We start from the raw sequence: 21,826 nt of genomic DNA on the forward strand, positions 1-21,826 counted from the left end.
GCCGGTGACAAGCGCACTTATCATCGGCAGCTTTTTTACATCTCAGCACACCTCAGAGGCAGCTATTGCTTACGCGCGGGCGGAAACGCGCAGACGCACATAATCTGCCGTCCAGTTTCCTTGCTCATCGCGTAGGCTGTGGCCCAGCAGCGTCATGGTATTCTCAAGCACGGCATCGCGCACATCCTCGTCGAGCCCATGTAAGAACGGGCTGGCAAACGTCTCAAGCCATCCAATCATGCCGGTGGGCAGCGGAGTCGGGCGTGGGATCAGCTCAATGCTTTCTACTTTGAAACCGACGGTTTCCAGCAGATGGCCATATTCATGGGTGGTCGGGAAATACCACGGATGACGGCCGCGGGCGCTAATGCCCCGAAACTGGAGAGCGGCAATCAGCGCGGTGCAAATAGCGGCGACATTGCCATGACCACCGAACTCAGCCACAAACCGGCCTCCCGGCTTCAATGCACGCTTAACGCCTGCGAGTACCGACTGAGGGTCAAGCATCCAGTGCAGCGCCGCATTGCTAAATACCGCATCAAACTCATGGTCGAAGGGCAGTTGGTGGCCATCAACGACGCGAGCGGTAATGCCCCGTTGGCGGGCGGCATTTACCATCTCTTCTGAAGCGTCAACACCGAGAACGTCAGCGCCCAGTTGCACAAGGCGCTCTGTCAAAGAGCCGTCGCCGCAGCCAAGATCCAAAATACGTTCGCCGGGTTGAGGCGCTAACAGCTTGACCACTTCGCTGCCTAGCTTAGGTACAAAATTAGCATTCTGGGCGTAGTCGCTGGCATTCCACTCTTGCCCGGGTGCATTTTGAGGGGTATGGGTCATATCGGCTTCCTGGCGTCGTTATTATTCCGTCAAAATTCAGTTATCAACGTATAGCCATATCAGTATAGCTTGCTGGTGCCTAACTTATTAGATAGCCAATGAAAATCATAATAAATGACTCGCCAGCACTATCTATTTGATAACTTAGATATCGGCCTTGATAAGCAACTTTTAATAGTGGTCTAGTAAAAAAAGCTAGAATGACACCATTTAGCCGCTGGAAGAGGTTGTTAATGAGCCCATCTATGCCTTGCTATAGAGTTAATTCTCCCGTTGGAGTGATTGCCGATACCCACGGTTTGCTGCGTGATGAGGCACTTTGTCTGCTGCAGGGGTGCGAGCTCATTCTTCACTTGGGGGATGTAGGTAGCAAAGAGGCAGATAAAACGATTTTGCAGCGTTTGGAGACACTGGCGCCGGTGCATTGCGTTAAGGGCAATATCGATACGGCGGCGTGGGCGACGAGTTTACCGATACATCAGGACATCATTGTGAACGAGAAGCACCTGCGCCTTGTGCACCGCTTAGAGGATTACGACCCGAGGTTGGCTTGCGATGCACTTCTGCATGGCCACTCCCATAAGCCCCGCAATGAATACCAGGAGGGAATGCTGCTTTTCAACCCAGGTGCGGCGGGAAAGCGGCGATTCAAACTGCCGATTACCCTAGGCAAATCATGGATAGATCAATATGGCGTACGGGGCGCGATCATGCATTTGCTATAGCCATGTTTAACGCCATCCGCAATCCTGTCATGTTGTACAAATCTGTTACCCTGTTAGTTAGCTGTTTTAAATAAGCGTTATCAAGATAAGCGAGGTTCCATGAACGACGTTATTAAGCTGCTGAAATCCCACCGTTCGATCCGTAAATTTAGCGACCGGCCGATCCCGAAAGAATTGCTGCTGGAGCTTATCCAAGCCGGGCAGGGGGCAGCGACCTCCAGCCACGTTCAGGCGTATACGGTTATCCATGTAAAAGACCAGGCGAACCGTGAGCAGATAGCAGAACTGGCCGGTGGGCAAGGTTATATTGCCACCTGTGCAGACTTTCTAGTTTTCTGTGCCGATATGAAGCGTCCCACGGAGGCTTCAGAGCGCACCGGTGCAAACGTTGTGCGGGGCATGACCGAGCAACTGTTGGTAGCAACAGTGGATACGGCGTTGATGGCGCAAAATGTGGCAGTGGCGGCTGAGTCCGAAGGGTTGGGGATCTGTTATATTGGTGGTATCCGCAATAATCCCCAGGAGGTTAGCGACCTGCTACGCCTCCCCAAGCACGTGTACCCAGTGTTTGGTATGTGCCTCGGCTATCCGGATCAAGAGCCTGAAGTGAAGCCGCGCTTACCCGTGGAGGCGGTTCTGAAAGAAGACTACTACACTGAAGACGGCGAACAGGTAGAGTCCTTCGATACGACCATGCAGGCTTACTACCGGGCTCGCAGTAGCAGTAATAAAGACACCGACTGGTCTCGCAATCTCAAGCCTTTGTTCGATAACAAGCTGCGCCCTCATATGCGCGATTTTTTAATCAAGCGCGGTTTTGAAATGAAATAAAGTGCGCTGCACACTATTTTTAATAGGATTTTTGGAAAAGAGAACGCTCAGTCAATCGGTTGAGGTTCTATTTTCCTCGCTTTCAGGAGCTTTACCGTATGCGCGTATTTTCAAATCCCGTCGGTTCCGGCTCTCTATGGTTCGATAATCTCGCAACCGCAGATGGTACCCCCGTTGCCTACGACCCTCAGGCCCGGGCCTTTGTGCCAATGCCGCCTTTTTGCATCAATCGTGACGTTATTGGCTGCAACTGGATTGCCCCTAAAGAGGGGGCTTTTTGCCGCGCTTGTGCGATGACAGCACTGGCGCCAGATCCTAGTCTTCCCAACGCTATTCCGAACTGGGCACAAACGGAAGCGGCTAAACGCTGGGTTTTGGATAACCTGGGTCGTTGGCACTGGTTTCGTCCGGAAGACCCAGGCGCTCCGCCGGTTTTCCATCTACTCGCCGAAGGCCCCACGCCTGTGCCGATGGGGCACATTGAAGGGGTGGTGACCATTAGTGTGGCCGAGGTAGACCCCGTGCTGGTTACGACGCGTAGGGAAGCGTTAGAAGAGCCATACCGAACGATGATTGGTCATATGCGCCACGAGATTTCGCACATGCTCTGGTGGCGGCTTAGCTTACGTGAGGATTTTCTGAGTGCCTTTCGCGAGATGTTTGGTGATGAGCGTCAGGATTATCAGGCCGCGCTTCAGCACCACTACCAAAATGGGCCGCCGCCTGATTGGAAAGAGCGCTATTTAACCACTTATGCCTCTGCGCACCCCCATGAAGATTGGGCCGAAACTGCCGCACATCTGCTGCATTTAACCGATATTGCCGATAGCTTTGCGGCATCAGATCTCACTTCGCCGGAGCTGCCTAGCCCGCAGTGGGATCCTTATGCAGAGCCAGATGCCGAGCGTTTAATATACGTGGCAGCTTCACTCACCGTGGGCGTTAATCATGTTAATCGCTCGATGGGCTTGCCGGATCTTTATCCCTTTGTCCTCTCAGAGACTGCCCGACATAAGCTCGCTTTCGTGCATGATTGGCTACGCCGAGGGGCGCAGGGGTTATGACCTGTATTGGCTACGTCGGCAATAGTGAAGAATTTTCGTCATAACCTATACTGCAGTTTAAGGATTTTTCCGTATACCAATAACAATAAAACCGATGGCGATTAGGTTATCGGCTAACCCGCATGGAGACTGCATATGACTCTTGATCGTGCTTACTACCTGTTAGCTGCTTTCTACAGTTTAATAGTGATTATTGGGGTAATTGCTATATTGGCTGGAGGAGGAACGCTGCTTGCCCCCATTCATTTGTTGTTGGGGGCATTGTCGGTGATTGGGCTGTGGGGGTATATCCTCAAGCGCGGGTTTATGAACCCGCGTATGTGGAGGCCTCTGGCCGGTGTGCTGGCGGTGGGTATCGTGATTCAAATGTTCATCATGCTGACAACGGCGCTTTCGAGCGTTTTATTAACCTGGATGCTGACCAGCAGTATTTTTTCGGTCATGCTGGTGATTATGCTCTACCGTTATGGTGACCGAGATCAACCTCTCTGGGCATCTGATGAAGAGCGCACTGCCGCTCGACAGCTAGACGTTTTATTAAGCGATAGCTCTCCATTAACGGCCATTAAGCGTGATGGAAGCCGCGAAAATAGCGTAAAAGTGACTAAATCTAATGGCGGCTATAGAGCAAGCGTGACACGGCGTTCGCAAGAGGGCCAAGAGCGCTTCGAGGAGCGTTTCCAATATCCTGAAACGCTCGTGTTTTTCTTAGAGAAATTCACCAGCGTAACGGTTGATGATTTTAGACGTTCTGCTTCGTTGGATGATCGAGAAAGCGCCGCGGCCACGGTATAGATAAAATATTCAAGTTATTAGTGAGGTACTAACATCTTGAGCTAGCATTTCTTCTAGCTGGAGGGCCAGCGTTTGCTGTATGTGCAAGTAGAGGGGGAGCAATGATTTCTTTAATCCACTCTCTGCTTGTTGCTTATTGATGTAGTAAGCACTTCTTCTTCCATGGAAGTTGATTGTTTCGCCGACTTTGGTGAAGTGAAAGCCTGTCAGAGCAAGAAGTCGGGGCAAGCTAGGTTCCATCATTGCAAAAACTTGAATTTTACCTAGCTGCCTCCCTAAAGCATAGCCGGTGACAAATAGGCCTGTGGCTAGTAGTGGGAAGAGCTGCCTCTCTTCAGTAGAAAAAAAAGTAACATTGTGATTGGTAGTCGAGCTTTCTAAAGAAGTAGAGCTATCTTTAAGTTTTATTCTGAAAAGGCGATTCACAGCCAGTCGTGAAATTTCATAGTAACTGCCTTGGGCAAGTTTGTCGGGATGCAGCTCTGCGTGTGTAAGGCTTTGGCTGCCATAAGATTGTAATGGGAGCTGGTTAAGTGGATGAGGTCTGGAGGCCTGAGGCATAACCACCCGCACGCAGCCTGCCACTAGTCCTGTTCTGCGGTGTTCTATCAAACAATGAATAGAGTTTTGGTCATGGATATCAAATTCGAGTTTTTTTATGGGGTCGCTGGCTTCTTCGTACTCAAGTTCTTCGCAGTAAACATCATGTCTTAAACGATAAGCCAGTTGTTTCTCATGCTCAGTTATGCAGAGTTTGAATTTGAACTCTTGTATGAATCTTGTAATAAATACCGCTGACGCATCCTTGTTCTTCACTTGCAGTGGTAAAGCGCTCATGTACTATCCCTATTTAAATCCAGAGTTAAGTATAAACGGTATCCATTATTGAGCACTAATTCCACTAAATGCTTCGATGATTTTTATAGGCCTGCCTAAATGAAACCCCTGACCATAAGTTATCCCATAGGCCTTTAGTATTGGCAATAGCGCTTCTTGATCAACGAATTCAGCAATGGTTTGCTTGCCAAAACCTTTAGCGATGTCGGCAATAGCACGAACAATGACGCGGCTGTCAGGGCTAATCAGCAGGCTGCGAATAAAGGAACCATCTATTTTAATATAGTCGACGGGTAACTGCCCAAGGTAGTGAAAACTACTGAAGCCTACTCCAAAGTCGTCCAGTGCGGTACGGCAACCCAGGTCACGTACTGCTTGTAGTACGCCACGGGCGGTAGAAAAATCGGTTACCGCGGCAGTTTCCGTTACTTCCAATATAAGGTGGTGAGGATCAGCGCCGCTAGCCGTCAGCTCGTCTGCCAAGTATTGCTTCAACCCTCCGTCGTGAAGAGACTGACCCGAAAGGTTAACTGCCAGAGTGATACCTCGATCCTGCAATTGGCTAAGTGCTTTTAAACTGTGTCGCAATACCCAACGGTCGATTAAAATAATCTGCCCGCTTTGTTCGGCAATAGGAATAAAGTGCGCGGGAGAAATTAGGCTCCCGTCTGCGTCGCGCATTCTTAGCAACACCTCGTGGTGTTTTACGTCCTGATCTTCCAAACGCATGATGGGCTGCACCATCAACTCGAAGCTATCCTCCTCAAGCGCATTGTGTATGCGTTCAACCCAGTAGACTCGTGCTTGCAGTTCGTCTTTGGCATTCTCCGACTTGGAAAGTAAATGCCAGTGCTGAAGGCCACTCTCTTTCGCTTTGTACATTGCCACATCAGCGCTAGCCATTAGGTCAGCAGGCGTATTGCCATGGGTTGGAAACAGGGCAATACCAATACTGGCCGTTACTCGATGCCGCCGCTCACCCACAACGAAGCCGATACCGTCTAATAGTTGGACAATATATTGCGCGACACTGATGGCTTGATCGGCGTTGGTATCTTCTAATAGGAGAGAGAATTCGTCGCCACCTAGGCGTGCAATAACGCCGCGGGGGCCAAGGTTGCGGAAGAGGGTGTCAGCCACTTCACGAAGCAATTTATCGCCTACATGGTGGCCACTTAGCTCGTTAACCTCCTTGAACTGATTCAAATCCAGTAGCAATACTGCCCCTTTTGTCTTCGATGGGCGTTCAAGGGCGGTTTGCAGTGCATGTTGGAAGAAGCGCCGGTTGTAAAGTTCCGTTAGCGGGTCACGTTCGGCCAGCCACGTTAGCCGAGCTTCGGCAGCCTTACGTTCGGTAATATCCAGACCAACCGATATACGTGACACCTTGCCGTCATTACCCGTTTGTAACGGTGCATGGTACCAAGCGATAGTATGAGTCCTGTGATCGGGCGTACGGAGTGTTTTCTCCTCTTGCTGGGGATGGGAGAACGTATTCACCTTGGTAGAGGCACCTGCCTCGAATACATCAACAAAATGACGCCCGAGTAGCGAAGCTTCATTAAGTCCTAGCATCAACTGGGTATACTCATTGACCAAGCTAATTCGTCCAGTGTCATCCTGGGCAATGATAAATACCTGGGCCGTATCCAGCAGGCCATTAACGAAATCTCGCTCTTTGGCTAGCTCCCCAATGCGCACGGCTAGTTGGTCACCGCGCTCTTGTACTTCACTCTCTAACAATTCAAGTTGGCGTGAAAGCTCAAGGGTAATGCTCTCAAGTACATCGATCTCGTCGGGAATGCGGCGGCGGTGGTTGGGAATGGCGGCGTGTATATCGCTAAATTTTCCGTCAGCTAGGGCAGGAAGCAATCCAGCGACTCTACGCAGTCGAGCCATTGGGCCCAGCAGTATGACCAATAGCAGTAGTTCAGCGGCAATCCAGCCGAGTACGCCTACGAACAAGAGTGTGCGAGTATCCTGGTTAATTGCCTTAATTTGCTCGGTAATGTCTGATATCAGCAGCAAGTATCCGATATTGCTACGTTCATTATCCTCTTCCATGCGTACTGCGCTGAGTTCTAAATGTCTGCCATCATGTTCAAGATTTAATGGTGTTTCCATTAAACGGCGAACAGGAGCTGTATCTGATGCTCGCTGCAAAGGTGCTAGGGTTTGCTCTTCGCTTGTGAGGGCTAGCAGTTGACCATTCCATGATTTTAGCTCTCGTGTTGCCGTCATCCCGCTATCTTCAGTGGGCCCGGTGACAAGTAGTGCGACTTCACTGCCAGATACCTCCTTGGCCTGCCGAGTGACATCGGCTAGCGAGCGGGTCAGTACGACCATACCAACGCTTTCTCCCGCCACTAGCACCGGCACGGCAGCGAACTGTTGGCAGCTAGCTGAACAACGCAATGTAGTGAGTGGCTGCTCGGTGTGCATCACCCGCCTGATCCAACTCAGAATGGGAAGCTGCGTTTGTGTATTGCCGGTGCCCCAATTACCCAAGACTTGCCCCTGGGTATTAATAATTAATATTTCATCGATACCCGCCTCAAGCTGTAGAGCGGGCCACTGGGAGTCTAGTGCTTGCTCAACTGCGGCGGTATTACCTGCTTGCAAGGGCGAGCCTAAGCTTGCCGAGGCCGCGGTTAACCCTGCCAACTGACGTAAATTTTCCGATGAGCGAACTAGCGCTAAACGAATTTCTCGCTGTTGGCGTTCATAGTGCTGGCTTCGGCTTTCTTGAAACTGACGGGTAAGATTGTCGTGGCCTAGCCAGGTAAAGAGCGTTACCAGCGCCAGCAGCAGCAGGCTACTTAACGCGATGACCCGCCATGTCAGGCTAAGGCGTTGGGGCGTTCGGAAAAGGGTAAATGGTTTCATCGCGGTAGCGTCCTAGCCAGGATCGAGGTAAACGTCAGAAGCGCAGCGATAATTGAAACAACCACATGCTCCATCTTCTGCTGGTCGCTGATGAATCTGGATTATCCTGAATAGGCAGCCAACCCGTGCCATCGACATGGTGGTATTCACCTGCCAGCATGACTTGAGGGTGCGGCGTCCACTGCAGGCCAACGGTTAGGTCATCTGCGAATTGGGTATGGGCTGGAACGCTTCCCCCTGTACTCGCCTCGAAAGATTTACCGTTGCGGTCTGCGCGGTTGCTGGTAAGGCTGTCATAACGCATTAACCACTGCCAGTCATTTGCAAAACGCCGAGCGTATTGGATATACCAACTTTCCCCTGTCGTGTCGAAGTTTACAGAAGACTGATTGAAGTTTTTTAACCCTGAACGGCGCAGGGCGTATTCAGTCGTTACACTCCAGAGTTCTTGATTGTATTGGAGTGAAAATACCCAGGGTGTAAAATAAAAATCTCCGTCGCTGACACCTGATTGATGTGACTCTATTTGGGATCTCACGTTGGCATTGCTAATCGCTGCAACGACACGACCTCCATCATGTTCATAACGAACTTGGGCAATCGTAGACTGCTGAGGATCGAAGGTGCCTGATATACGCTGAAGTTGAAGCGTATCGCTTAAATCGTCACCAGCCTGAGGCTTTCCTAAGCCAAACTGTCCTCGTAGTACTCCGTTGCTTAATCTCTGTTCCAAATAGAACGTTAGGCCGTCACCTGTGAGAGCCATTGAGCGTGTTCGGTCAAAATAGATAGACTGAGGCAGTAAGATGCTGGGACGGGTAAATGCCACATCGCGGGTTTGATTATAAAATCCAAAAGGGTTTTTAATCCGACCAAGCTGAACACCAAACGTACGCCCTTGGTCAGAAATCATTTGGTAATCAATGAGACCGTAATCCAGTTTAGGTTCTGCGTCGCTGCTATTGCCTCCAGCTCGACGACTTAGCACCTGAGCAGCAACGAGTACATCCTGATGGGGGCGTAAGGAGACGTTGAGGCCAATTTCGGTAAATTCTATGCTGCCTTCATCCTGGCTGCTCTGACCAAAAAAGTTGTTATTGTCAGTCACGACCAGCGCCTGACTAAGAAAGCCATGTACCTGTAAAGTATCCAGAGCGTGTTCGTCGCTTTGGGCGGGAGCAGATAAACCCATTACAACGGTGCCTAGCAAAGCGGCAAGGGCTCTGCATTCATTCCATCGAAATGACTTGGACTCTATCATCCAGATACTCCCTTTCAAGATACCCAATGGCACCCGGCGTTGAGGCGACGCGCTCGCGCATCTCTTCCTGGTCATTTACTCGGTCGGGGGCTTGACCGGTACCTGAAAAAACCATGCGATCCCAGGCTAATTGAAGTTGGTGCGGGTAAACCGCCAACTGCTCTTTGGTAAAGCGAGCATGTACTGGGTTGTTGTTACTTAAAACGAAAACCCTAACCGCTTGACCATCCGGCCAGGTGCGTTGGCGCATGGCGAAAATCGCGCGGGTAGTATCACGGTTCAGCCAGTGGGTAGTGACGTCAGGGTGAGCCACTAAAAAAAGCGGCGCTTCTCGAGCGATGGCATTCGTTGTTGCGAAAGCGAGCCCCACCAACACAATAAAAGTGGTCGCTGCCAGTAAGGCCAATCGCATTAGAGAGCCGCTTATAATGGGTAATGGCATTGGTAGTGGCTTACTGGTTGATTGATGAACGCCAGGTTCACCCGCGGTGCCGTTCTGCTCTGCGCTGAAAATGTGTATGTATTGATGACGTGTTCTCCCTCGCAGCACTAACGAGACTGTTTTTATATTCAGTCATGATGGTATGACTGAAAGATACACATCTAAAGCAACTGTGCCGTATCGATACGGCGTATACGCAAACACTACATCAATTCAAGAAAAATAACAGAAAGTTATGTCAACGAATAACGAGGATAAGCTGTGGCTATTCCATTACCGTATGCTTGTACATAATAGCTAATCGTCTGTGCGACACTGCGAATGCCATCCATCTTAAAAGGATCATCCACCATGTTCACCGGCCTAAGTGCATTCCCGCTAACCCCCATGAACGAGCAGGGCATTAATGAGTATGAGTTTGTCCGTTTAGTTGCTTATTTAGCTGAGGCAGCGGTGGATTCCATTGGCGTGCTGGGCTCGACCGGTAGCTACGCCTATTTAAGCCGTGATGAGCGCGCCCGTGTTATTCAGCTTAGTGTTGAAAATGCAGTTGGCGCGCCTGTCATTGCAGGCATTGGGGCGCTACGTACTCGTGATGTGCTGGCTAATGCAGAACGCGCTCAGCAGGCAGGTGCCAGCGGCGTGCTGCTAGCGCCGGTCTCCTACCAAAAGCTCACCGACGACGAGGTCTTCGATCTATACGCCACGGTTTGCCAATCGCTGAGTGTGCCGCTCTGCGTGTACGATAACCCTGGCACAACCCATTTTGAATTTAGCGATGAGCTGCATGGACGAATCTCCCAACTGCCCCAGGTTCGCTCTATCAAAATTCCGCCGGTGAGCAATGATATTGACTCCGCAAAGGGGCGAGTGGCTGGGTTGCGCAAGCTGATTCCCGCTGATGTCACTATCGGCATCAGCGGCGACGCGGCAGCAGCCACTGGCCTAAATGCGGGATGTGATGCCTGGTACTCCGTTATCGGCGGGTTATACCCTAAAGCAGCGCTGGCGCTAACCCGAGCTGCTCAAGCAGGGGATGTTCAACAGGCCAAGGCGCTTTCAGACGGCCTTGAGCCGCTGTGGGCACTCTACCGTGAATACGGCGGTAGCCTGCGAGTGGCGGCTACCATTGCAGAAGTCACCGGCAAGGTGAGTCAGCCTTGCTTGCCCCAGCCGCTTAAAACGCTGCAAGCGGGCGATCGTAAAAGAGTAGAGCAGGTACTGGAGCAGCTTGGGCTTGAGTAAAACCTTGTAACAAAAACGCCCAGCCAAGGCCGGGCGTAATAAGCACTTCAATGATGATTACTCAACGAGCTTAAGCAAGCGGTCTGGATAATTGGTGAACAGGCCGTTTGCGCCCATTTCCATCAAACGCTCCATCTCATCGGTTTCATTAATAGTGTAAACGTGTACCGGCAGCCCATTTTCATTTGCTTGACGGATAAAGTCGGCATCAATGACTTCTTGGTCTTCGTAGATATAGTTAGTACCGATTCCCGACGCGTATTCCGCTACCGCCTGGAAGTCTTCATCATTAATCTCTGCTGGGCCCGGTGTCACGCCAGTCCACTCCACTAAACGCGATTCGTCCTCTTCACTGGGGTAGTACCAAACGAGCTGAATGAGCGGAATGTCGTCGTTTAGTTCCTGCACTTTTAATAGGCTCTCCTGCTCGAAAGACTGCACTAATACTCGGCCACTCTCGACCATGTCATGTTTTTCCAGCGTTTTTACCAGGGCTTCTTCCAAGCCTGGGTTTAGCTGCGGTGACTTGGTTTCAATGTAGTAGCGAGCATTGTGACCGAAACGCTCGAAAAGCTCATCCAGCGTGAGGATCTGTGCCCCTGCAAAGTCCGCGTCTGCTTTATCAGCATTGGCTTCATTGAACCAAGAGCCGGTATCCAGCGCTTTCAGCTCTTCCATGGTGTAGTCATTAATCTTGCCTTCACCGTCGCTGGTGCGGTCAATGGCGTCATCATGAAATACCACGACTTCACCATCGGCAGTGATTTGGGCGTCCAGCTCTAAGTAGTCGACATTCCACTCATGGGCCAATTCATAGGCCGCCATGGTGCTTTCCGGCGCGTGGCCGCTGGCCCCGCGGTGGGCGATCACTTGGAATGACTCAAGCTCTTTGAGCTGCTCCTCCAACGGTGTGGACTCCGCCAGCGCGGTGGTTGTGGCAGCACCAGCAAAAAGCCCCAGTGACATTGCGGCGAATAGCGAATGACGTTGCATTAAAGCACCTTAATTGAATGTTCGTTCAATAAGCGTACATGGCCTGGAGCGTTAAAGCCAAGTGACGAGAACTGTTCGGTGATTCATCGAGAGCCGAAGAGAGCAGCCATCAAGCGAATACGCAGTGGGGCTATATAGTCACCTAAGGGCTAGGTACCCACGTTGAGACTCTTCACCAACGCTTGCGCTTCTTTTATAGAGGTCAAACGTACAAATTGAATAGGCGCATAGCGTGGATTCACCATATCGGCAAAGTAGCGTTTACGATTTTGCCGCCACGTTTTTAGTGACCATAGTAGAACCGAATCACGGCTTAGAAATGTTTTGCGGAAGCTCTCGTGATTACCTGTACCAGGCCAAAGCTCCTCTTGGCTGATGATGCGTTTAACAGCACGGGTGAGGGCTTGGCTAAATACTCGCCAAAAGGGGTAGTCGATCCACACTACCATATCCACTTCGCGCCACTTTATATGCCGAGTGCGGTCAAAATTACCGTCCAGTATCCACTCTTGAGGTGAGGCTGCTAAAGCCTCTTCCAGCTCGGCGAAGAACTCATCGTCCGGTGCTCCTTGCCAGTTAGCGCGCCAGAATAATTGATCAAGCTGAACGCATGGGGCATTCAAGGCGTCTGCGAGCTGCTTTGCAAGGGTACTTTTGCCACTGCCACTCGTACCAACCACATTAATTTTCATGGGAGTTCTCTTTAGGTGGCGCGACATTTTAATGAGTGCTCCAAGAGGCAGCAAGGGCACCATACGGCGTCAAAGAGTACCCTGGTACCGTGCCGCCAATTTAGAATGGACGCGCCCTCTATTGCCCCCTCGGGGATAGCGCTTTACAGCGGCGAGCTGTTCCCTCAGTGGCAGGGCGATATACTGATAGGAGCGCTGGTAAATAAGAGGTGTGCCGGGTACGTTTATCTAACAATGGCCGCGAAGCCAGCGATGTAGAAGGCCTGTTTGGTGAGCTAGACGAGCGTATAAGAGATGTGCGGGTAAGGCCCAGAAGGTGAAGTGTACCTACTTACCGACAGCTCCGAGGGCAGGCTACTTCGAGTAGTGCCAGCAAAATAGTTCATGACCGTAGATGCTATTGTTGGCTTGGATGCGCCTCACAGAAAGGAAAGCCCATGATCCATTCAGAGCACCATCGATCTCACCGTTCCGGCTGGCTGCGTGCCGCTGTGATGGGCGCCAACGATGGCATCGTTTCTACTAGCAGTTTAATACTGGGGGTAGCCGCAGCCAATACCACTCAAAGCGGTATTATGCTGGCGGGTATTGCAGGCCTGGTGGCTGGCGCAATGTCGATGGCAGCGGGGGAGTATGTTTCGGTAAGCTCTCAATCGGACACTGAAAATGCTGATCTCGATATCGAACGCAAAGCATTGGCGGAGCACTATGAACTAGAGCAGGAAGAGCTTGCCGCTATCTATGAAACGCGCGGCTTGGCACCCGAATTGGCACGACAAGTCGCCGAACAATTAATGACCAAAGACGCCTTAGGCGCCCATGCGCGAGACGAGATCGGCATCACCGACCTCAGTCAAGCGCACCCCCTCCAAGCCGCACTCTCTTCAGCCGCCACTTTCACTATCGGCGCACTGCTACCGCTACTGGTCGCTTGGTGGGCGCCACCTTCACTGTTGATCCCACTGGTAGCGGTGTTCTCCCTGCTTTTTTTAGCCTTGTTGGGCGGCATAGCCGCCCGAGTGGGTGGAGCACCAATCCTAAAAGCTGCAGCAAGAGTGATGTTTTGGGGCGCTCTTGCGATGGCATTAACCTCCGCCATCGGACATGTGTTTGGAGTGATGGCTTAACGGAGATGAACCATGGCAAATATCGTGGTATGCGCCGATGGCACCTGGAACCGTCCTGAAGAAGACCTGGAAAATGACTTTCCCACTAATGTGCTGCAGCTGGCCCGGGCGATCAGCCCTGAGACACAGGAGGCAAAGCAGCATGTGTTTTACGACTGGGGGCTAGGTTCTTATCACAATAGCCTTAGCGCGGGGGCTACCGGCGCCGGAATTCATAAAAACATCCTTGATGGCTACCGCTATATCGTTCAAAACTACGCCCCCGGTGACAACATTTACCTATTCGGCTTCAGCCGTGGTGCCTATACCGTGCGAGCGCTTAGTGGGTTGATTAATAACTGCGGCATTCTCAAACGAGCAGAAGCCCGATTGATCGTTGAAGCCTGGAAAATCTATAAAAGCCCAACCAGAACCAACCATCCCGCGGGTAAAGCCGCTTGTAAATTCCGCGCCGATTACAGTCACCCTGCTCGGGACGTACACTTTATAGGTGTGTGGGACACCGTCGGCGCACTGGGCATCCCGTTTAGCATTATGGGCCTGTTCGAGAGCCACGATGAGTTCTACGACACCAAAATGGGCGCCAACGTGGCCATTGCTCGCCACGCCCTAGCCATTGACGAGAAGCGGGAAGATTTTATTCCCACTATCTGGACGCCCAGGCAAGGCGTAGACCTCAAGCAAGTCTGGTTTGCAGGTGTACATGCAGATGTCGGCGGATCCTACAAACCAGACAAAAGTGGCATTCAAGCTTCTGACACACCTCTTGCCTGGATGCTGGATGAGGCAAATGCTGCCGGTTTAATCACCGAGTCACATATTCGCGACAACCTAACCGACGGTGCGAAAGGCCAGATTCACAACTCCCGCAAGCATGTCTATCGCTTTAAAAAACCGTTAGATAGACCACTCGTGCTTGATGACACCCTGATGCTAATTCATCCCAGCGTAAAAGCCCGCTATGAGCGCGACGCTAACTACCGGCCTCCCTACTTAAAAGCGTTGGTGGAAGAGTACGGGTGGCAGGGGCTCACTGTGGGTAAGTGAATAAATGGGTAAGAGATCAGTACGGGTTGAATTTCGCCTAAGTGCCTGCATTGATAGAAGGGTAAGCAATTCACAAGGAGTCGTTATGACAACGTTAGTGATTGGCGCGAATGGACAGATTGGCAAGCAGTTTTGCGAACTGGCCCAAAAAGCGGGCACGCCTATCAAGGCGATGATCCGCAGTGAAGAGCAGGCAGCCTGGTTCAAAGAGCGCGGCATTGACAGCGTGCTAGCCGATCTAGAAGGTGAGTTTGAGCACGCCTTTGACGGCTGCGACCAAGTGGTCTTCACCGCGGGGTCAGGGCCCCACACCGGGCCGGATAAAACCCTGATGATTGACCTTTTTGGCGCCATTCGTACTGCCAATATCGCCAAGCAAAAAGGTCTCTCCCGCTACATCATGATCAGCGCTATGCGGGCAGAAAACCCTATGGAAGCGCCCGAAAAGCTGCGCCCCTATATGGCTGCTAAATTTGCCGCCGATGCCCACCTTCGCAACAGCGGTATGCCCTACGTTATTCTCAAGCCAGGGCGTTTGACCGACGAAACCGCCAGCCAGCAGTTTGCCAGTTCATTGGATGAAGCAGGCGACAACCAAATCTCACGAGCCAATGTCGCCCATGCACTGCTGCATGTGGTGCAAACTTCAGGTGTGACCAACCAAGAGTACCTACTATTGGACGGTAAGCGTTCGATTGGCGAGATTATTCAATAATTGGTGTGGTGGTCACTACTCAATGCACATTTGCGTACTTATTTGCCCACGCTTCAATTAAGTAGAAATACTCTTATGCATCAAGAGGTGGCTGCTGCCACCTCTTGATGTTGACTGCATTTTATTTCACAGATCAAGTGTTAGTGCCGAGAGCTTGAGCTGGCGAACACGATGATGCGCTTCGCATTGCTAAACTCACGCTAATGAATACGGCTGTATTGACTACTAAGCCGCAGAAGCCAGCATGCCAGCCGAATGGGGTGCTAACACCAAATTGAAATAATAGGGTCAGTGCAGCACCTATTGCCAAGCCAGCGAAAGCGCCAGCACGGGAAGCGCGGCGCCAGAACAATGCGCCCAGTAGCATGGGTAGTAACTGCACCACGATGCCATAGGCGCCGAGCAGTAGGTCAACCAATGAGCCGGGATTGACAAGGGCAAGTAGGTAAGCCGCAAGTGAGATTAGCACCACGCCGTAGCGAGTCAATTTGAGCGCCTTATTGTCTGGCATGTTGCGAAGTGCTGGTAAGTGCTGGCCCACGTCGCGTACCAGAATAGTAGCGGAGGTATGAGCTAGGTTTGCAGCAGTAGACATGGCAGCGGCCAGGGCGCCGGAGAGAGCTACGCCTATCAGCCAAGCCGGGAAGTCAGCTAGCTCAACTACCAGCGTTAGCAATACTCGATCGGCGGAGTCAAGCGGGCTATCCTCCAACAGTAGAACCCCAGCAAAACCAATAATTAGTAATGGTATCAACAGATAGCTGTAAAGAGGGTAGAGCACGAATACCCGCTTGAGGGTTCGCTCACTGCGAGCACTATAGAATTTCATGAAAATGTGCGGCCACATTACGCAGCCTAGAGCACTTACCAGAATAGCCGTAGAGAAAGCGCCCCAGCCCATGCCGCCTGCGCCGGGCATGGTTAGGTATTCAGGGGCTTCTCGCTGTAGTTCGCGGAACATCTCGCCGACCCCACCAAAGAATTGGTCAGCCGTCGCCAAGCCCAGAAACCACGCCACGCCCACCATCATCACGCCCTGAAGTAGGTTGGTCCAACCGATACCTTGCAAGCCGCTTGCATAGACATAGGCAGCTACCACGCCACAGGCGAGTAAACTGCCGAGCCAGAAGGGAATGGTGCCAGAGGTAGCAGCCTCGAAGAGAAGTCCTGCACCGGCGATCTGAATGGTCAAATAGGGAATCATTGCTAGCACGCTAACCACGCCGATAAATAGGCCTAGCAAGTTGCCGCGGGTTGGGTAACAGGCAGAGAGGAACTCCGCTTGAGTCAGGAAACCATGGAGGCGGCCGAGTCGCGAAATGTAGGGGGCGATCAACCACCACACGATTACGGCCAGTGCCAGGTAGGCGATAATATAGAGTGCTGGAGCTCCTTTGCTGTAGGCCCAGCCAGGTGCACCCAAGAAGGCGAAAGCAGAGAATATCTCCGCTCCGAGAATAAAGAACAGCACCAGTAAACCCATGTGTCGTCCACCGGCCACATACCCTTCCAGAGAGGAGTTTTGATTGTGGCGTGCGCTTAGCCCCACTGTTAGCACAATCAGTAGGTAGGCCAGGGTAATGGTGGTGATCAGCAGTGAATCACTCATCGTCCACCTCCTGCGCGGCATCACTACGATAGGCAATGACCAGTCCCACGAACAGGGCAAACACCCAGGCTACATACCAGAACAGGAAAAAGGGCAAACCGATTATCATCGGTTCAATACGATTCGCTACCAGTGCACCGGGCCAGATCATGGCCAGGGCACAGACAGTAAAGTAAATCAGCATTCCCCTAGAAGGGAGCGAGGGCTGAGTTTTCATGTGCATACCTCGTTTTTATGAAGTTGTATGGTTGTTTCGTTATGCTTTTGTAGAGTTATAAGTAGTTGCGTTAGCCTTAGTCAGTTCGCAACGAGCGCGTTAAGGCCTATCGCTAAAAGCAACCGGCAGCCGGTGGGAATAATGTCGTCATTAAAGTCATAACGAGCGTTATGAAGTGGCGGTGTAGTGTCGCTCTTCGCTGTGCCGAGAAAGAAGTAAGCCCCAGGGCAGCGTTGCAACATGAAGGAAAAATCCTCACCGCCGAGGCTGGGAGCAACGTCGCGTATTAGGGCCGACTCGCTGAGTGTTTGCACAATGCAGGCTTCCACATGACGGGTTTCTGCCTCGGTATTGATCGTCGCCGGAAATATGCGCTGGTAATCGACGTCAATGTCACCGCCATGGGCGATTGCTACCCCTTCACAAACACGGCGAACCATATGCTCCATGCGATCCTGAGTATCAACATCAAGGCTTCTCGCTGTACCGCTGATGTGCACCTCATCAGGAATGATGGCGAAGCCGTCCAGGTCGCCACCCTGCAAACCGCATAGACTCAAGGCGGCGGGCGAGAGTGGATTAATATCACGTGCGACCACGGAGTGCAGGCTTTGAATAAGGGCGCCCGCCATACGAACAGGATCCGTCGATAGATGAGGGTTGACGCCGCCATGGCCTCCTTTGCCGCGTACACGGATATCTAGACGGTCGGTGGCCGCCATGATCGCGCCGGGTCGAATAGCCACTTGGCCTGCAGGTAGCGAAGGCCAGTTATGTAGGGCATAAATCGCCTGCATAGGAAAGCGCTCAAATAGGCCCTCTTCAACCATTGCTCGGCCGCCACCCAGGCCCTCTTCGGCTGGCTGGAAGACGAGATGAAGAGTACCCGCGAAGTCACGATGTTCAGCTAGGTAGCGAGCTACACCGAGCAGTAGAGTGGTGTGGCCGTCATGACCACAAGCATGCATCCGGCCGGGCACTGCTGAGGTATAGCTGTGTTCGTTTAGCTCCTGGATAGGCAGTGCGTCCATATCAGCACGAAGACCAATATGTCGTCCGTTGTCAGGTCGTTTTCCCGTCACGGTCGCAACGATGCCGGTCTTACCGATGCCGGCTTCAAAGGGCAAGCCGAGACGTTCTAGTTCTGTCGCGATGAGCTTGGCCGTTTCGTGTTCCTGAAACCCCAGCTCCGGGTTGCGATGTAACTCGTGTCTTATCTGGATCAGTTCAGCGTGATGGCGCTCGAAGAAGTTTGGATCAATGAGTTCTGTCATAGTCAATTCGCATGGTTGAAGATGGCCTTTTTCATCTTGGTTGTTTCGGTGATATAGAGAAAATAGTTTTTTTATTAGCTTTCCATACTAATATTGGATGGATTGCGGTAGATGTTATGGCTAGGGGCACCAGATGGATTTCAAGCGTTTAAAATATTTCCAAGTGGTTGTGGAGGAAGGCGCCATATCATCGGCGGCCCGTCGGGTACCTCTTGCTCAGCCGGCACTGTCGCGTCAATTGCAGTTGCTTGAAGACGAGGTTGGTACGACGTTGCTGATCCGTTCGCGGCACGGCATTCGGCTGACTGCCGCTGGTGAAGCGTTCTATCGTGATACCCGGCGCTTGCTGGGCGAGTTTGAGCAGGCTAAGCGTAATGCACGACGCATAGCAGATGGTCAGTTCGGTCAACTGCGACTGGGAGTAACCGTCATGCATTTATGGGTGCCGCAGATCATCGGTTTGCTCAATCGCTTTCGTGAGCGTTATCCAGAGGTCACACTGAAGGTAGAATCATTGCTTTCCGGGCCTCAGGTTGAAGCCATTCGGCGTGGCCGGCTCGATGCAGGCATGTTGTTCTTTCCGCCAGAGGACGATAGTAGCCTGTGTTGTCATTGCCTTTATGAAGATCATCTTGTACTGGTCACCAGTGCGACCTCACACCTAGCGCATCACCCTCCAAAGTTTCTTGCTGATCTTAACGACGAGAATTTTATTTGGTTTGACCGCAGTGCTACCCCGGTCTATCACGACAAGCTAATTCATGCCTTTCAGCGAGAGGGCTTCACGCCACATGTGGTGCAAGAGGGAACCGACAATGCGACGATGCTATGCTTGGTGGCTGCCGGTATGGGCTGCAGTATCCTACCGGCAATGACCATGGCTGGAGCGCCAGAAGGCGTAGTGAGCCATCGCTTAGAAGACCTCAATCTGACTTTGCCTCTGATGCTGGTTTGGCGGCGAGATTCGGGGCTGTCAGCAGTACGCCGCCTAATCGAAATTGCAGAAACTGAATCCTTAGCGACGCATGAAATGAAGGAATGAGGTTTTATCCTTCAAAGGCGGCTTTGGCAGCAGCCGGGCGAAAGTCGTCCAGGTTTTTCGCCCCACGTTTGGCGTACTGAGTTAAAGCTGCATTAGCCGCGCCATTGGCTGGGTGCAACGATAGACGATAGTTCACTCACGCATTCACCCCCTTCATGCCCTCCGGTGTATAGCGCTCGCCGATAACCGGAAGGCGAGCAGTGGCCGCCTCAAGCTGTTGCTGCTCATCGGTGGTCAGGGAGATGGACGCCGCTGCCGCATTCTCTTCAAGGTAGCGTAACCGCTTGGTGCCCGGGATCGGTACGATGTTGTCGCCTTTGGATAGCAGCCAGGCCAGAGAGAGCTGCGCAGGGGTACAGCCTTTGAGTGCTGCCATGTCGCCAATCACCTCCGCGATTCGGCGGTTAGTATCCATGGCCTGTTCAGAGAAGCGCGGCAGGTTAGAACGAAAATCGCCTTCGCCGAAATCAGCGTTCTCTTGAAACCTGCCCGTTAAAAACCCTCGGCCGAGAGGAGAGTAGGGCACGAAGCCGATGCCAAGTTCCTTGCAGGTGGGCAGCACCGCTTGCTCCACGTCCCGTGTCCAGAGCGAGTATTCGGTTTGAACCGCCGTCACCGGGTGCACGGCGTGTGCGCGGCGCAGGGTCTCGTCGCTAACCTCGCAGAGGCCAATGTGGGCAATTTTTCCCTCTTTAACCAGTTGTGCCAAGCCCTCCATGGTCTCTTCGATAGGGGTTTCCGGGTTAACGCGGTGAACGTAGTAGAGATCGATCTGTTCGATGCCCAGCCGCTTTAGCGACGCCTCGCAAGCTTGGCGGGCATAATGGGCGCTGCTATCCAGGCTACGCTGATACTCACCAGGGTTGCGAACAATGCCGAATTTGGTGGCGATACGTACGTTTGGCTTGTGGCTGGCGAGAAAACGGCCAATCAGCTCCTCGTTATGGTGTGGCCCGTACATATCTGCCGTGTCAAAAAAGTCGATTCCCAACTCCACCGCCCGAGCCAACACCCGAAGCGATTCGCTATCGTCTCGGGGGCCATAAAACTCGCTCATTCCCATGCAGCCTAAGCCAATGGCGGAAACGGTTAGGTCGGTTCCGAGAGTACGTTTTTGCATGCTATATCTCCTGTAATGACTTACGAAACTATTGCCCATCAAGAGAGCGTGAGCCGTTATCGAGCTCTTGTTGAAACGCGCAATAACAGCGTGGCACTATCCAATAATGAAAAAAATTAACGATTTCGGTAATCCGTTTTCCAGTTTTGAAAACCAGATGCCCCGTGGTTGGGTATGGGATGACACACGAGCCTTTCTGGCGGTGGCCCGCCACGGCACTTTGAGCGGCGCGGCAGCGGAACTCCATCTGGGTATCGCGACGCTCTCCCGACGTATCGAGCGGCTGGAAAAAGCCTTGAAGCTGCCGCTGTTTGTTCGCCAGCAGTCGGGCTATCAGCTTACCGAGGAAGGGGCCGGGTTAATCGAAAAAGCCGAAGCGCTGGAAGCCGCCGCAGCGGCCTTCTCTAGCGGCGGCGCACTCGCTACGCAACTGAGCGGCAGGGTGCGTTTGGCCACGGCTGAAAACCTAGCCACGTCGTTGATTATGCCTGCATTGCCACAATTTTATGCTCAGTACCCCGGCATCACACTTGAGCTGGTGACCGATATCACCACCGTTAATCTGCACCGCCGCGACGCCGATGTAGCACTTAGAATGGTCAAGCCCGAGCGGGGTAATGTCACCCTTCGTCGCCTTGGCACCCTGGGTTTCGGGCTATACGCCAGCCCCCATTATGTAGCGCAGCGTGAGGCTCACCACGATGCTGGCAATTACGACACCGACGCCTTTATCACCTGGGGCGAAACGCAGGCGCACCTGCCTGCCGCCCAATGGGTTGAGCGGGTTCTGCAAGGGCAGGAACCGGCGTTAACCACCACCTCGCTGGCGACCCAGCTAGCGGCGGCGAAAGCGGGGCTGGGGATAGCGGTGTTGCCGCATTTTCTGGCGTTGGAGGCTGGACTGGTGTGTGTCGCTGCGGATATTGGCGTGGATCAGCCCATCTATCTCGTTATTCAGACGGATCTCACCCAATCAGGCCGTACCCGGGCCGTGGCGGACTTTCTGACTGAGCTGGTGGCCAGTAACCGCAAGCGCTTGAGTGGGTGATATAGTCACTAAGTCTTCA

23 protein-coding genes are annotated in these 21,826 nt (G+C 52.4%); 11 read left to right on the forward strand and 12 right to left on the reverse strand.

Annotation, left to right across the window (positions count from 1 at the left end):
• Nucleotides 1-69: 69 nt before the first annotated feature.
• Entirely contained in the window at nt 70-837 is a 768-nt protein-coding gene (locus tag K7H09_RS00595; RefSeq protein ID WP_022522572.1) for a class I SAM-dependent methyltransferase, read from the reverse strand.
• Between the two features lie 245 nt (nt 838-1,082).
• Between K7H09_RS00595 and K7H09_RS00600 the strand changes: the two genes are divergently transcribed.
• From K7H09_RS00600 to K7H09_RS00615, 4 genes are all read left to right on the forward strand, one after another.
• On the forward strand, nt 1,083-1,562 hold the full coding sequence (locus tag K7H09_RS00600; RefSeq protein WP_230803128.1) for a metallophosphoesterase family protein: 480 nt from the start codon (nt 1,083-1,085) through the stop codon (nt 1,560-1,562).
• 99 nt (nt 1,563-1,661) lie between these two features.
• Complete coding sequence (gene nfsA / locus K7H09_RS00605; RefSeq protein ID WP_027960062.1) at nt 1,662-2,393, forward strand: oxygen-insensitive NADPH nitroreductase; 732 nt, start codon at nt 1,662-1,664, stop codon at nt 2,391-2,393.
• Between the two features lie 98 nt (nt 2,394-2,491).
• Nucleotides 2,492-3,457: a zinc-binding metallopeptidase family protein gene (locus tag K7H09_RS00610; RefSeq protein WP_039859614.1), complete on the forward strand. Its 966-nt coding sequence runs from the start codon at nt 2,492-2,494 to the stop codon at nt 3,455-3,457.
• A gap of 135 nt (nt 3,458-3,592) precedes the next feature.
• Nucleotides 3,593-4,252: a hypothetical protein gene (locus tag K7H09_RS00615; protein WP_009287585.1), complete on the forward strand. Its 660-nt coding sequence runs from the start codon at nt 3,593-3,595 to the stop codon at nt 4,250-4,252.
• 9 nt (nt 4,253-4,261) lie between these two features.
• Here the strand turns inward: K7H09_RS00615 and K7H09_RS00620 are convergent, their stop codons facing one another.
• From K7H09_RS00620 to K7H09_RS00635, 4 genes are read right to left on the reverse strand one after another with little or no spacing between them, the layout of a single operon-like run.
• Nucleotides 4,262-5,089, reverse strand: a complete 828-nt coding sequence (locus tag K7H09_RS00620; protein WP_041158244.1) for a PEP-CTERM/exosortase system-associated acyltransferase — start codon at nt 5,087-5,089, stop codon at nt 4,262-4,264.
• Nucleotides 5,090-5,134: 45 nt separating this feature from the next.
• Nucleotides 5,135-7,975, reverse strand: a complete 2,841-nt coding sequence (locus tag K7H09_RS00625; RefSeq protein WP_039859617.1) for a bifunctional diguanylate cyclase/phosphodiesterase — start codon at nt 7,973-7,975, stop codon at nt 5,135-5,137.
• Between the two features lie 34 nt (nt 7,976-8,009).
• Nucleotides 8,010-9,236, reverse strand: coding sequence for a hypothetical protein (locus K7H09_RS00630; protein WP_022522579.1), 1,227 nt, complete (start codon nt 9,234-9,236; stop codon nt 8,010-8,012).
• Nucleotides 9,205-9,648 (reverse strand): hypothetical protein, encoded by a 444-nt coding sequence (locus K7H09_RS00635; protein WP_022522580.1) that lies wholly within the window; start codon nt 9,646-9,648, stop codon nt 9,205-9,207. The genes K7H09_RS00630 and K7H09_RS00635 overlap by 32 nt, the downstream gene beginning before the upstream one ends.
• A 381-nt stretch (nt 9,649-10,029) precedes the next feature.
• Here K7H09_RS00635 and K7H09_RS00640 point away from each other — a divergent pair, with 381 nt between their 5' ends.
• On the forward strand, nt 10,030-10,923 hold the full coding sequence (locus tag K7H09_RS00640) for a dihydrodipicolinate synthase family protein (protein WP_141440847.1): 894 nt from the start codon (nt 10,030-10,032) through the stop codon (nt 10,921-10,923).
• A gap of 57 nt (nt 10,924-10,980) precedes the next feature.
• Here K7H09_RS00640 and K7H09_RS00645 read toward each other — a convergent pair whose 3' ends face one another.
• Complete coding sequence (locus K7H09_RS00645) at nt 10,981-11,916, reverse strand: glycerophosphodiester phosphodiesterase family protein (RefSeq protein ID WP_141440848.1); 936 nt, start codon at nt 11,914-11,916, stop codon at nt 10,981-10,983.
• A gap of 149 nt (nt 11,917-12,065) precedes the next feature.
• Nucleotides 12,066-12,608, reverse strand: a complete 543-nt coding sequence (locus K7H09_RS00650) for an adenylate kinase (RefSeq protein ID WP_041158240.1) — start codon at nt 12,606-12,608, stop codon at nt 12,066-12,068.
• Between the two features lie 105 nt (nt 12,609-12,713).
• Between K7H09_RS00650 and K7H09_RS00655 the strand changes: the two genes are divergently transcribed.
• The 4 genes from K7H09_RS00655 (at nt 12,714) to K7H09_RS00670 (ending at nt 15,497) form a co-directional block, all read left to right on the forward strand.
• On the forward strand, nt 12,714-12,866 hold the full coding sequence (locus K7H09_RS00655; protein ID WP_230803133.1) for a PQQ-dependent sugar dehydrogenase: 153 nt from the start codon (nt 12,714-12,716) through the stop codon (nt 12,864-12,866).
• Nucleotides 12,867-13,045: 179 nt separating this feature from the next.
• Nucleotides 13,046-13,735, forward strand: coding sequence for a VIT1/CCC1 transporter family protein (locus K7H09_RS00660; protein WP_141440849.1), 690 nt, complete (start codon nt 13,046-13,048; stop codon nt 13,733-13,735).
• 12 nt (nt 13,736-13,747) lie between these two features.
• Nucleotides 13,748-14,782, forward strand: coding sequence for a DUF2235 domain-containing protein (locus K7H09_RS00665; protein WP_141440850.1), 1,035 nt, complete (start codon nt 13,748-13,750; stop codon nt 14,780-14,782).
• 85 nt (nt 14,783-14,867) lie between these two features.
• Nucleotides 14,868-15,497: an SDR family oxidoreductase gene (locus K7H09_RS00670; RefSeq protein ID WP_141440851.1), complete on the forward strand. Its 630-nt coding sequence runs from the start codon at nt 14,868-14,870 to the stop codon at nt 15,495-15,497.
• Nucleotides 15,498-15,630: 133 nt separating this feature from the next.
• Here the strand turns inward: K7H09_RS00670 and K7H09_RS00675 are convergent, their stop codons facing one another.
• The 3 genes from K7H09_RS00675 to K7H09_RS00685 all read right to left on the reverse strand — a co-directional run bounded on the left by K7H09_RS00675 (nt 15,631) and on the right by K7H09_RS00685 (nt 18,597).
• Nucleotides 15,631-17,106 carry a sodium:solute symporter family protein gene (locus tag K7H09_RS00675; RefSeq protein ID WP_141440852.1) on the reverse strand — a complete coding sequence of 492 codons (1,476 nt, stop codon included), beginning with the start codon at nt 17,104-17,106 and terminating at the stop codon, nt 15,631-15,633.
• Nucleotides 17,099-17,323, reverse strand: a complete 225-nt coding sequence (locus K7H09_RS00680; protein ID WP_052475592.1) for a DUF3311 domain-containing protein — start codon at nt 17,321-17,323, stop codon at nt 17,099-17,101. Before K7H09_RS00680 ends, K7H09_RS00675 begins: the two co-directional genes overlap by 8 nt.
• An 80-nt stretch (nt 17,324-17,403) precedes the next feature.
• A complete protein-coding gene (locus K7H09_RS00685) occupies nt 17,404-18,597 on the reverse strand; it encodes a M20 aminoacylase family protein (protein ID WP_052475591.1) in 1,194 nt (397 codons plus the stop codon).
• A gap of 133 nt (nt 18,598-18,730) precedes the next feature.
• Here K7H09_RS00685 and K7H09_RS00690 point away from each other — a divergent pair, with 133 nt between their 5' ends.
• Complete coding sequence (locus tag K7H09_RS00690) at nt 18,731-19,639, forward strand: LysR family transcriptional regulator (protein ID WP_052475590.1); 909 nt, start codon at nt 18,731-18,733, stop codon at nt 19,637-19,639.
• A 4-nt stretch (nt 19,640-19,643) separates the two neighbouring features.
• Here the strand turns inward: K7H09_RS00690 and K7H09_RS24390 are convergent, their stop codons facing one another.
• Both K7H09_RS24390 and K7H09_RS00695 read right to left on the reverse strand, forming a co-directional pair.
• The gene (locus tag K7H09_RS24390) at nt 19,644-19,775 is read right to left on the reverse strand and encodes a hypothetical protein (protein ID WP_263364864.1); all 132 of its coding nucleotides are present in this window, start codon (nt 19,773-19,775) and stop codon (nt 19,644-19,646) included.
• A complete protein-coding gene (locus tag K7H09_RS00695) occupies nt 19,776-20,759 on the reverse strand; it encodes an aldo/keto reductase (protein WP_230803134.1) in 984 nt (327 codons plus the stop codon).
• A gap of 106 nt (nt 20,760-20,865) precedes the next feature.
• On the opposite strand from K7H09_RS00695, the gene K7H09_RS00700 reads away from it, so the two are divergent.
• Nucleotides 20,866-21,807, forward strand: a complete 942-nt coding sequence (locus tag K7H09_RS00700; RefSeq protein ID WP_230803135.1) for a LysR family transcriptional regulator — start codon at nt 20,866-20,868, stop codon at nt 21,805-21,807.
• Nucleotides 21,808-21,826: the final 19 nt, after the last annotated feature.

This window comes from Halomonas sp. IOP_14, from assembly GCF_021021315.1.
Classification (GTDB): Bacteria; Pseudomonadota; Gammaproteobacteria; order Pseudomonadales; family Halomonadaceae; genus Vreelandella; species Vreelandella titanicae.

What these genes read in the sequence shown, in the direction of transcription:
- K7H09_RS00595 (WP_022522572.1), bottom strand. Translation starts at nt 837, where the DNA reads ATGACCCATACCCCTCAAAATGCACCCGGGCAAGAGTGGAATGCCAGC.
- K7H09_RS00600 (WP_230803128.1), top strand. Translation starts at nt 1,083, where the DNA reads ATGCCTTGCTATAGAGTTAATTCTCCCGTTGGAGTGATTGCCGATACC.
- nfsA (WP_027960062.1), top strand. Translation starts at nt 1,662, where the DNA reads ATGAACGACGTTATTAAGCTGCTGAAATCCCACCGTTCGATCCGTAAA.
- K7H09_RS00610 (WP_039859614.1), top strand. Translation starts at nt 2,492, where the DNA reads ATGCGCGTATTTTCAAATCCCGTCGGTTCCGGCTCTCTATGGTTCGAT.
- K7H09_RS00615 (WP_009287585.1), top strand. Translation starts at nt 3,593, where the DNA reads ATGACTCTTGATCGTGCTTACTACCTGTTAGCTGCTTTCTACAGTTTA.
- K7H09_RS00620 (WP_041158244.1), bottom strand. Translation starts at nt 5,089, where the DNA reads ATGAGCGCTTTACCACTGCAAGTGAAGAACAAGGATGCGTCAGCGGTA.
- K7H09_RS00625 (WP_039859617.1), bottom strand. Translation starts at nt 7,975, where the DNA reads ATGAAACCATTTACCCTTTTCCGAACGCCCCAACGCCTTAGCCTGACA.
- K7H09_RS00630 (WP_022522579.1), bottom strand. Translation starts at nt 9,236, where the DNA reads ATGATAGAGTCCAAGTCATTTCGATGGAATGAATGCAGAGCCCTTGCC.
- K7H09_RS00635 (WP_022522580.1), bottom strand. Translation starts at nt 9,648, where the DNA reads ATGCGATTGGCCTTACTGGCAGCGACCACTTTTATTGTGTTGGTGGGG.
- K7H09_RS00640 (WP_141440847.1), top strand. Translation starts at nt 10,030, where the DNA reads ATGTTCACCGGCCTAAGTGCATTCCCGCTAACCCCCATGAACGAGCAG.
- K7H09_RS00645 (WP_141440848.1), bottom strand. Translation starts at nt 11,916, where the DNA reads ATGCAACGTCATTCGCTATTCGCCGCAATGTCACTGGGGCTTTTTGCT.
- K7H09_RS00650 (WP_041158240.1), bottom strand. Translation starts at nt 12,608, where the DNA reads ATGAAAATTAATGTGGTTGGTACGAGTGGCAGTGGCAAAAGTACCCTT.
- K7H09_RS00655 (WP_230803133.1), top strand. Translation starts at nt 12,714, where the DNA reads ATGGACGCGCCCTCTATTGCCCCCTCGGGGATAGCGCTTTACAGCGGC.
- K7H09_RS00660 (WP_141440849.1), top strand. Translation starts at nt 13,046, where the DNA reads ATGATCCATTCAGAGCACCATCGATCTCACCGTTCCGGCTGGCTGCGT.
- K7H09_RS00665 (WP_141440850.1), top strand. Translation starts at nt 13,748, where the DNA reads ATGGCAAATATCGTGGTATGCGCCGATGGCACCTGGAACCGTCCTGAA.
- K7H09_RS00670 (WP_141440851.1), top strand. Translation starts at nt 14,868, where the DNA reads ATGACAACGTTAGTGATTGGCGCGAATGGACAGATTGGCAAGCAGTTT.
- K7H09_RS00675 (WP_141440852.1), bottom strand. Translation starts at nt 17,106, where the DNA reads ATGAGTGATTCACTGCTGATCACCACCATTACCCTGGCCTACCTACTG.
- K7H09_RS00680 (WP_052475592.1), bottom strand. Translation starts at nt 17,323, where the DNA reads ATGAAAACTCAGCCCTCGCTCCCTTCTAGGGGAATGCTGATTTACTTT.
- K7H09_RS00685 (WP_052475591.1), bottom strand. Translation starts at nt 18,597, where the DNA reads ATGACAGAACTCATTGATCCAAACTTCTTCGAGCGCCATCACGCTGAA.
- K7H09_RS00690 (WP_052475590.1), top strand. Translation starts at nt 18,731, where the DNA reads ATGGATTTCAAGCGTTTAAAATATTTCCAAGTGGTTGTGGAGGAAGGC.
- K7H09_RS00695 (WP_230803134.1), bottom strand. Translation starts at nt 20,759, where the DNA reads ATGCAAAAACGTACTCTCGGAACCGACCTAACCGTTTCCGCCATTGGC.
- K7H09_RS00700 (WP_230803135.1), top strand. Translation starts at nt 20,866, where the DNA reads ATGAAAAAAATTAACGATTTCGGTAATCCGTTTTCCAGTTTTGAAAAC.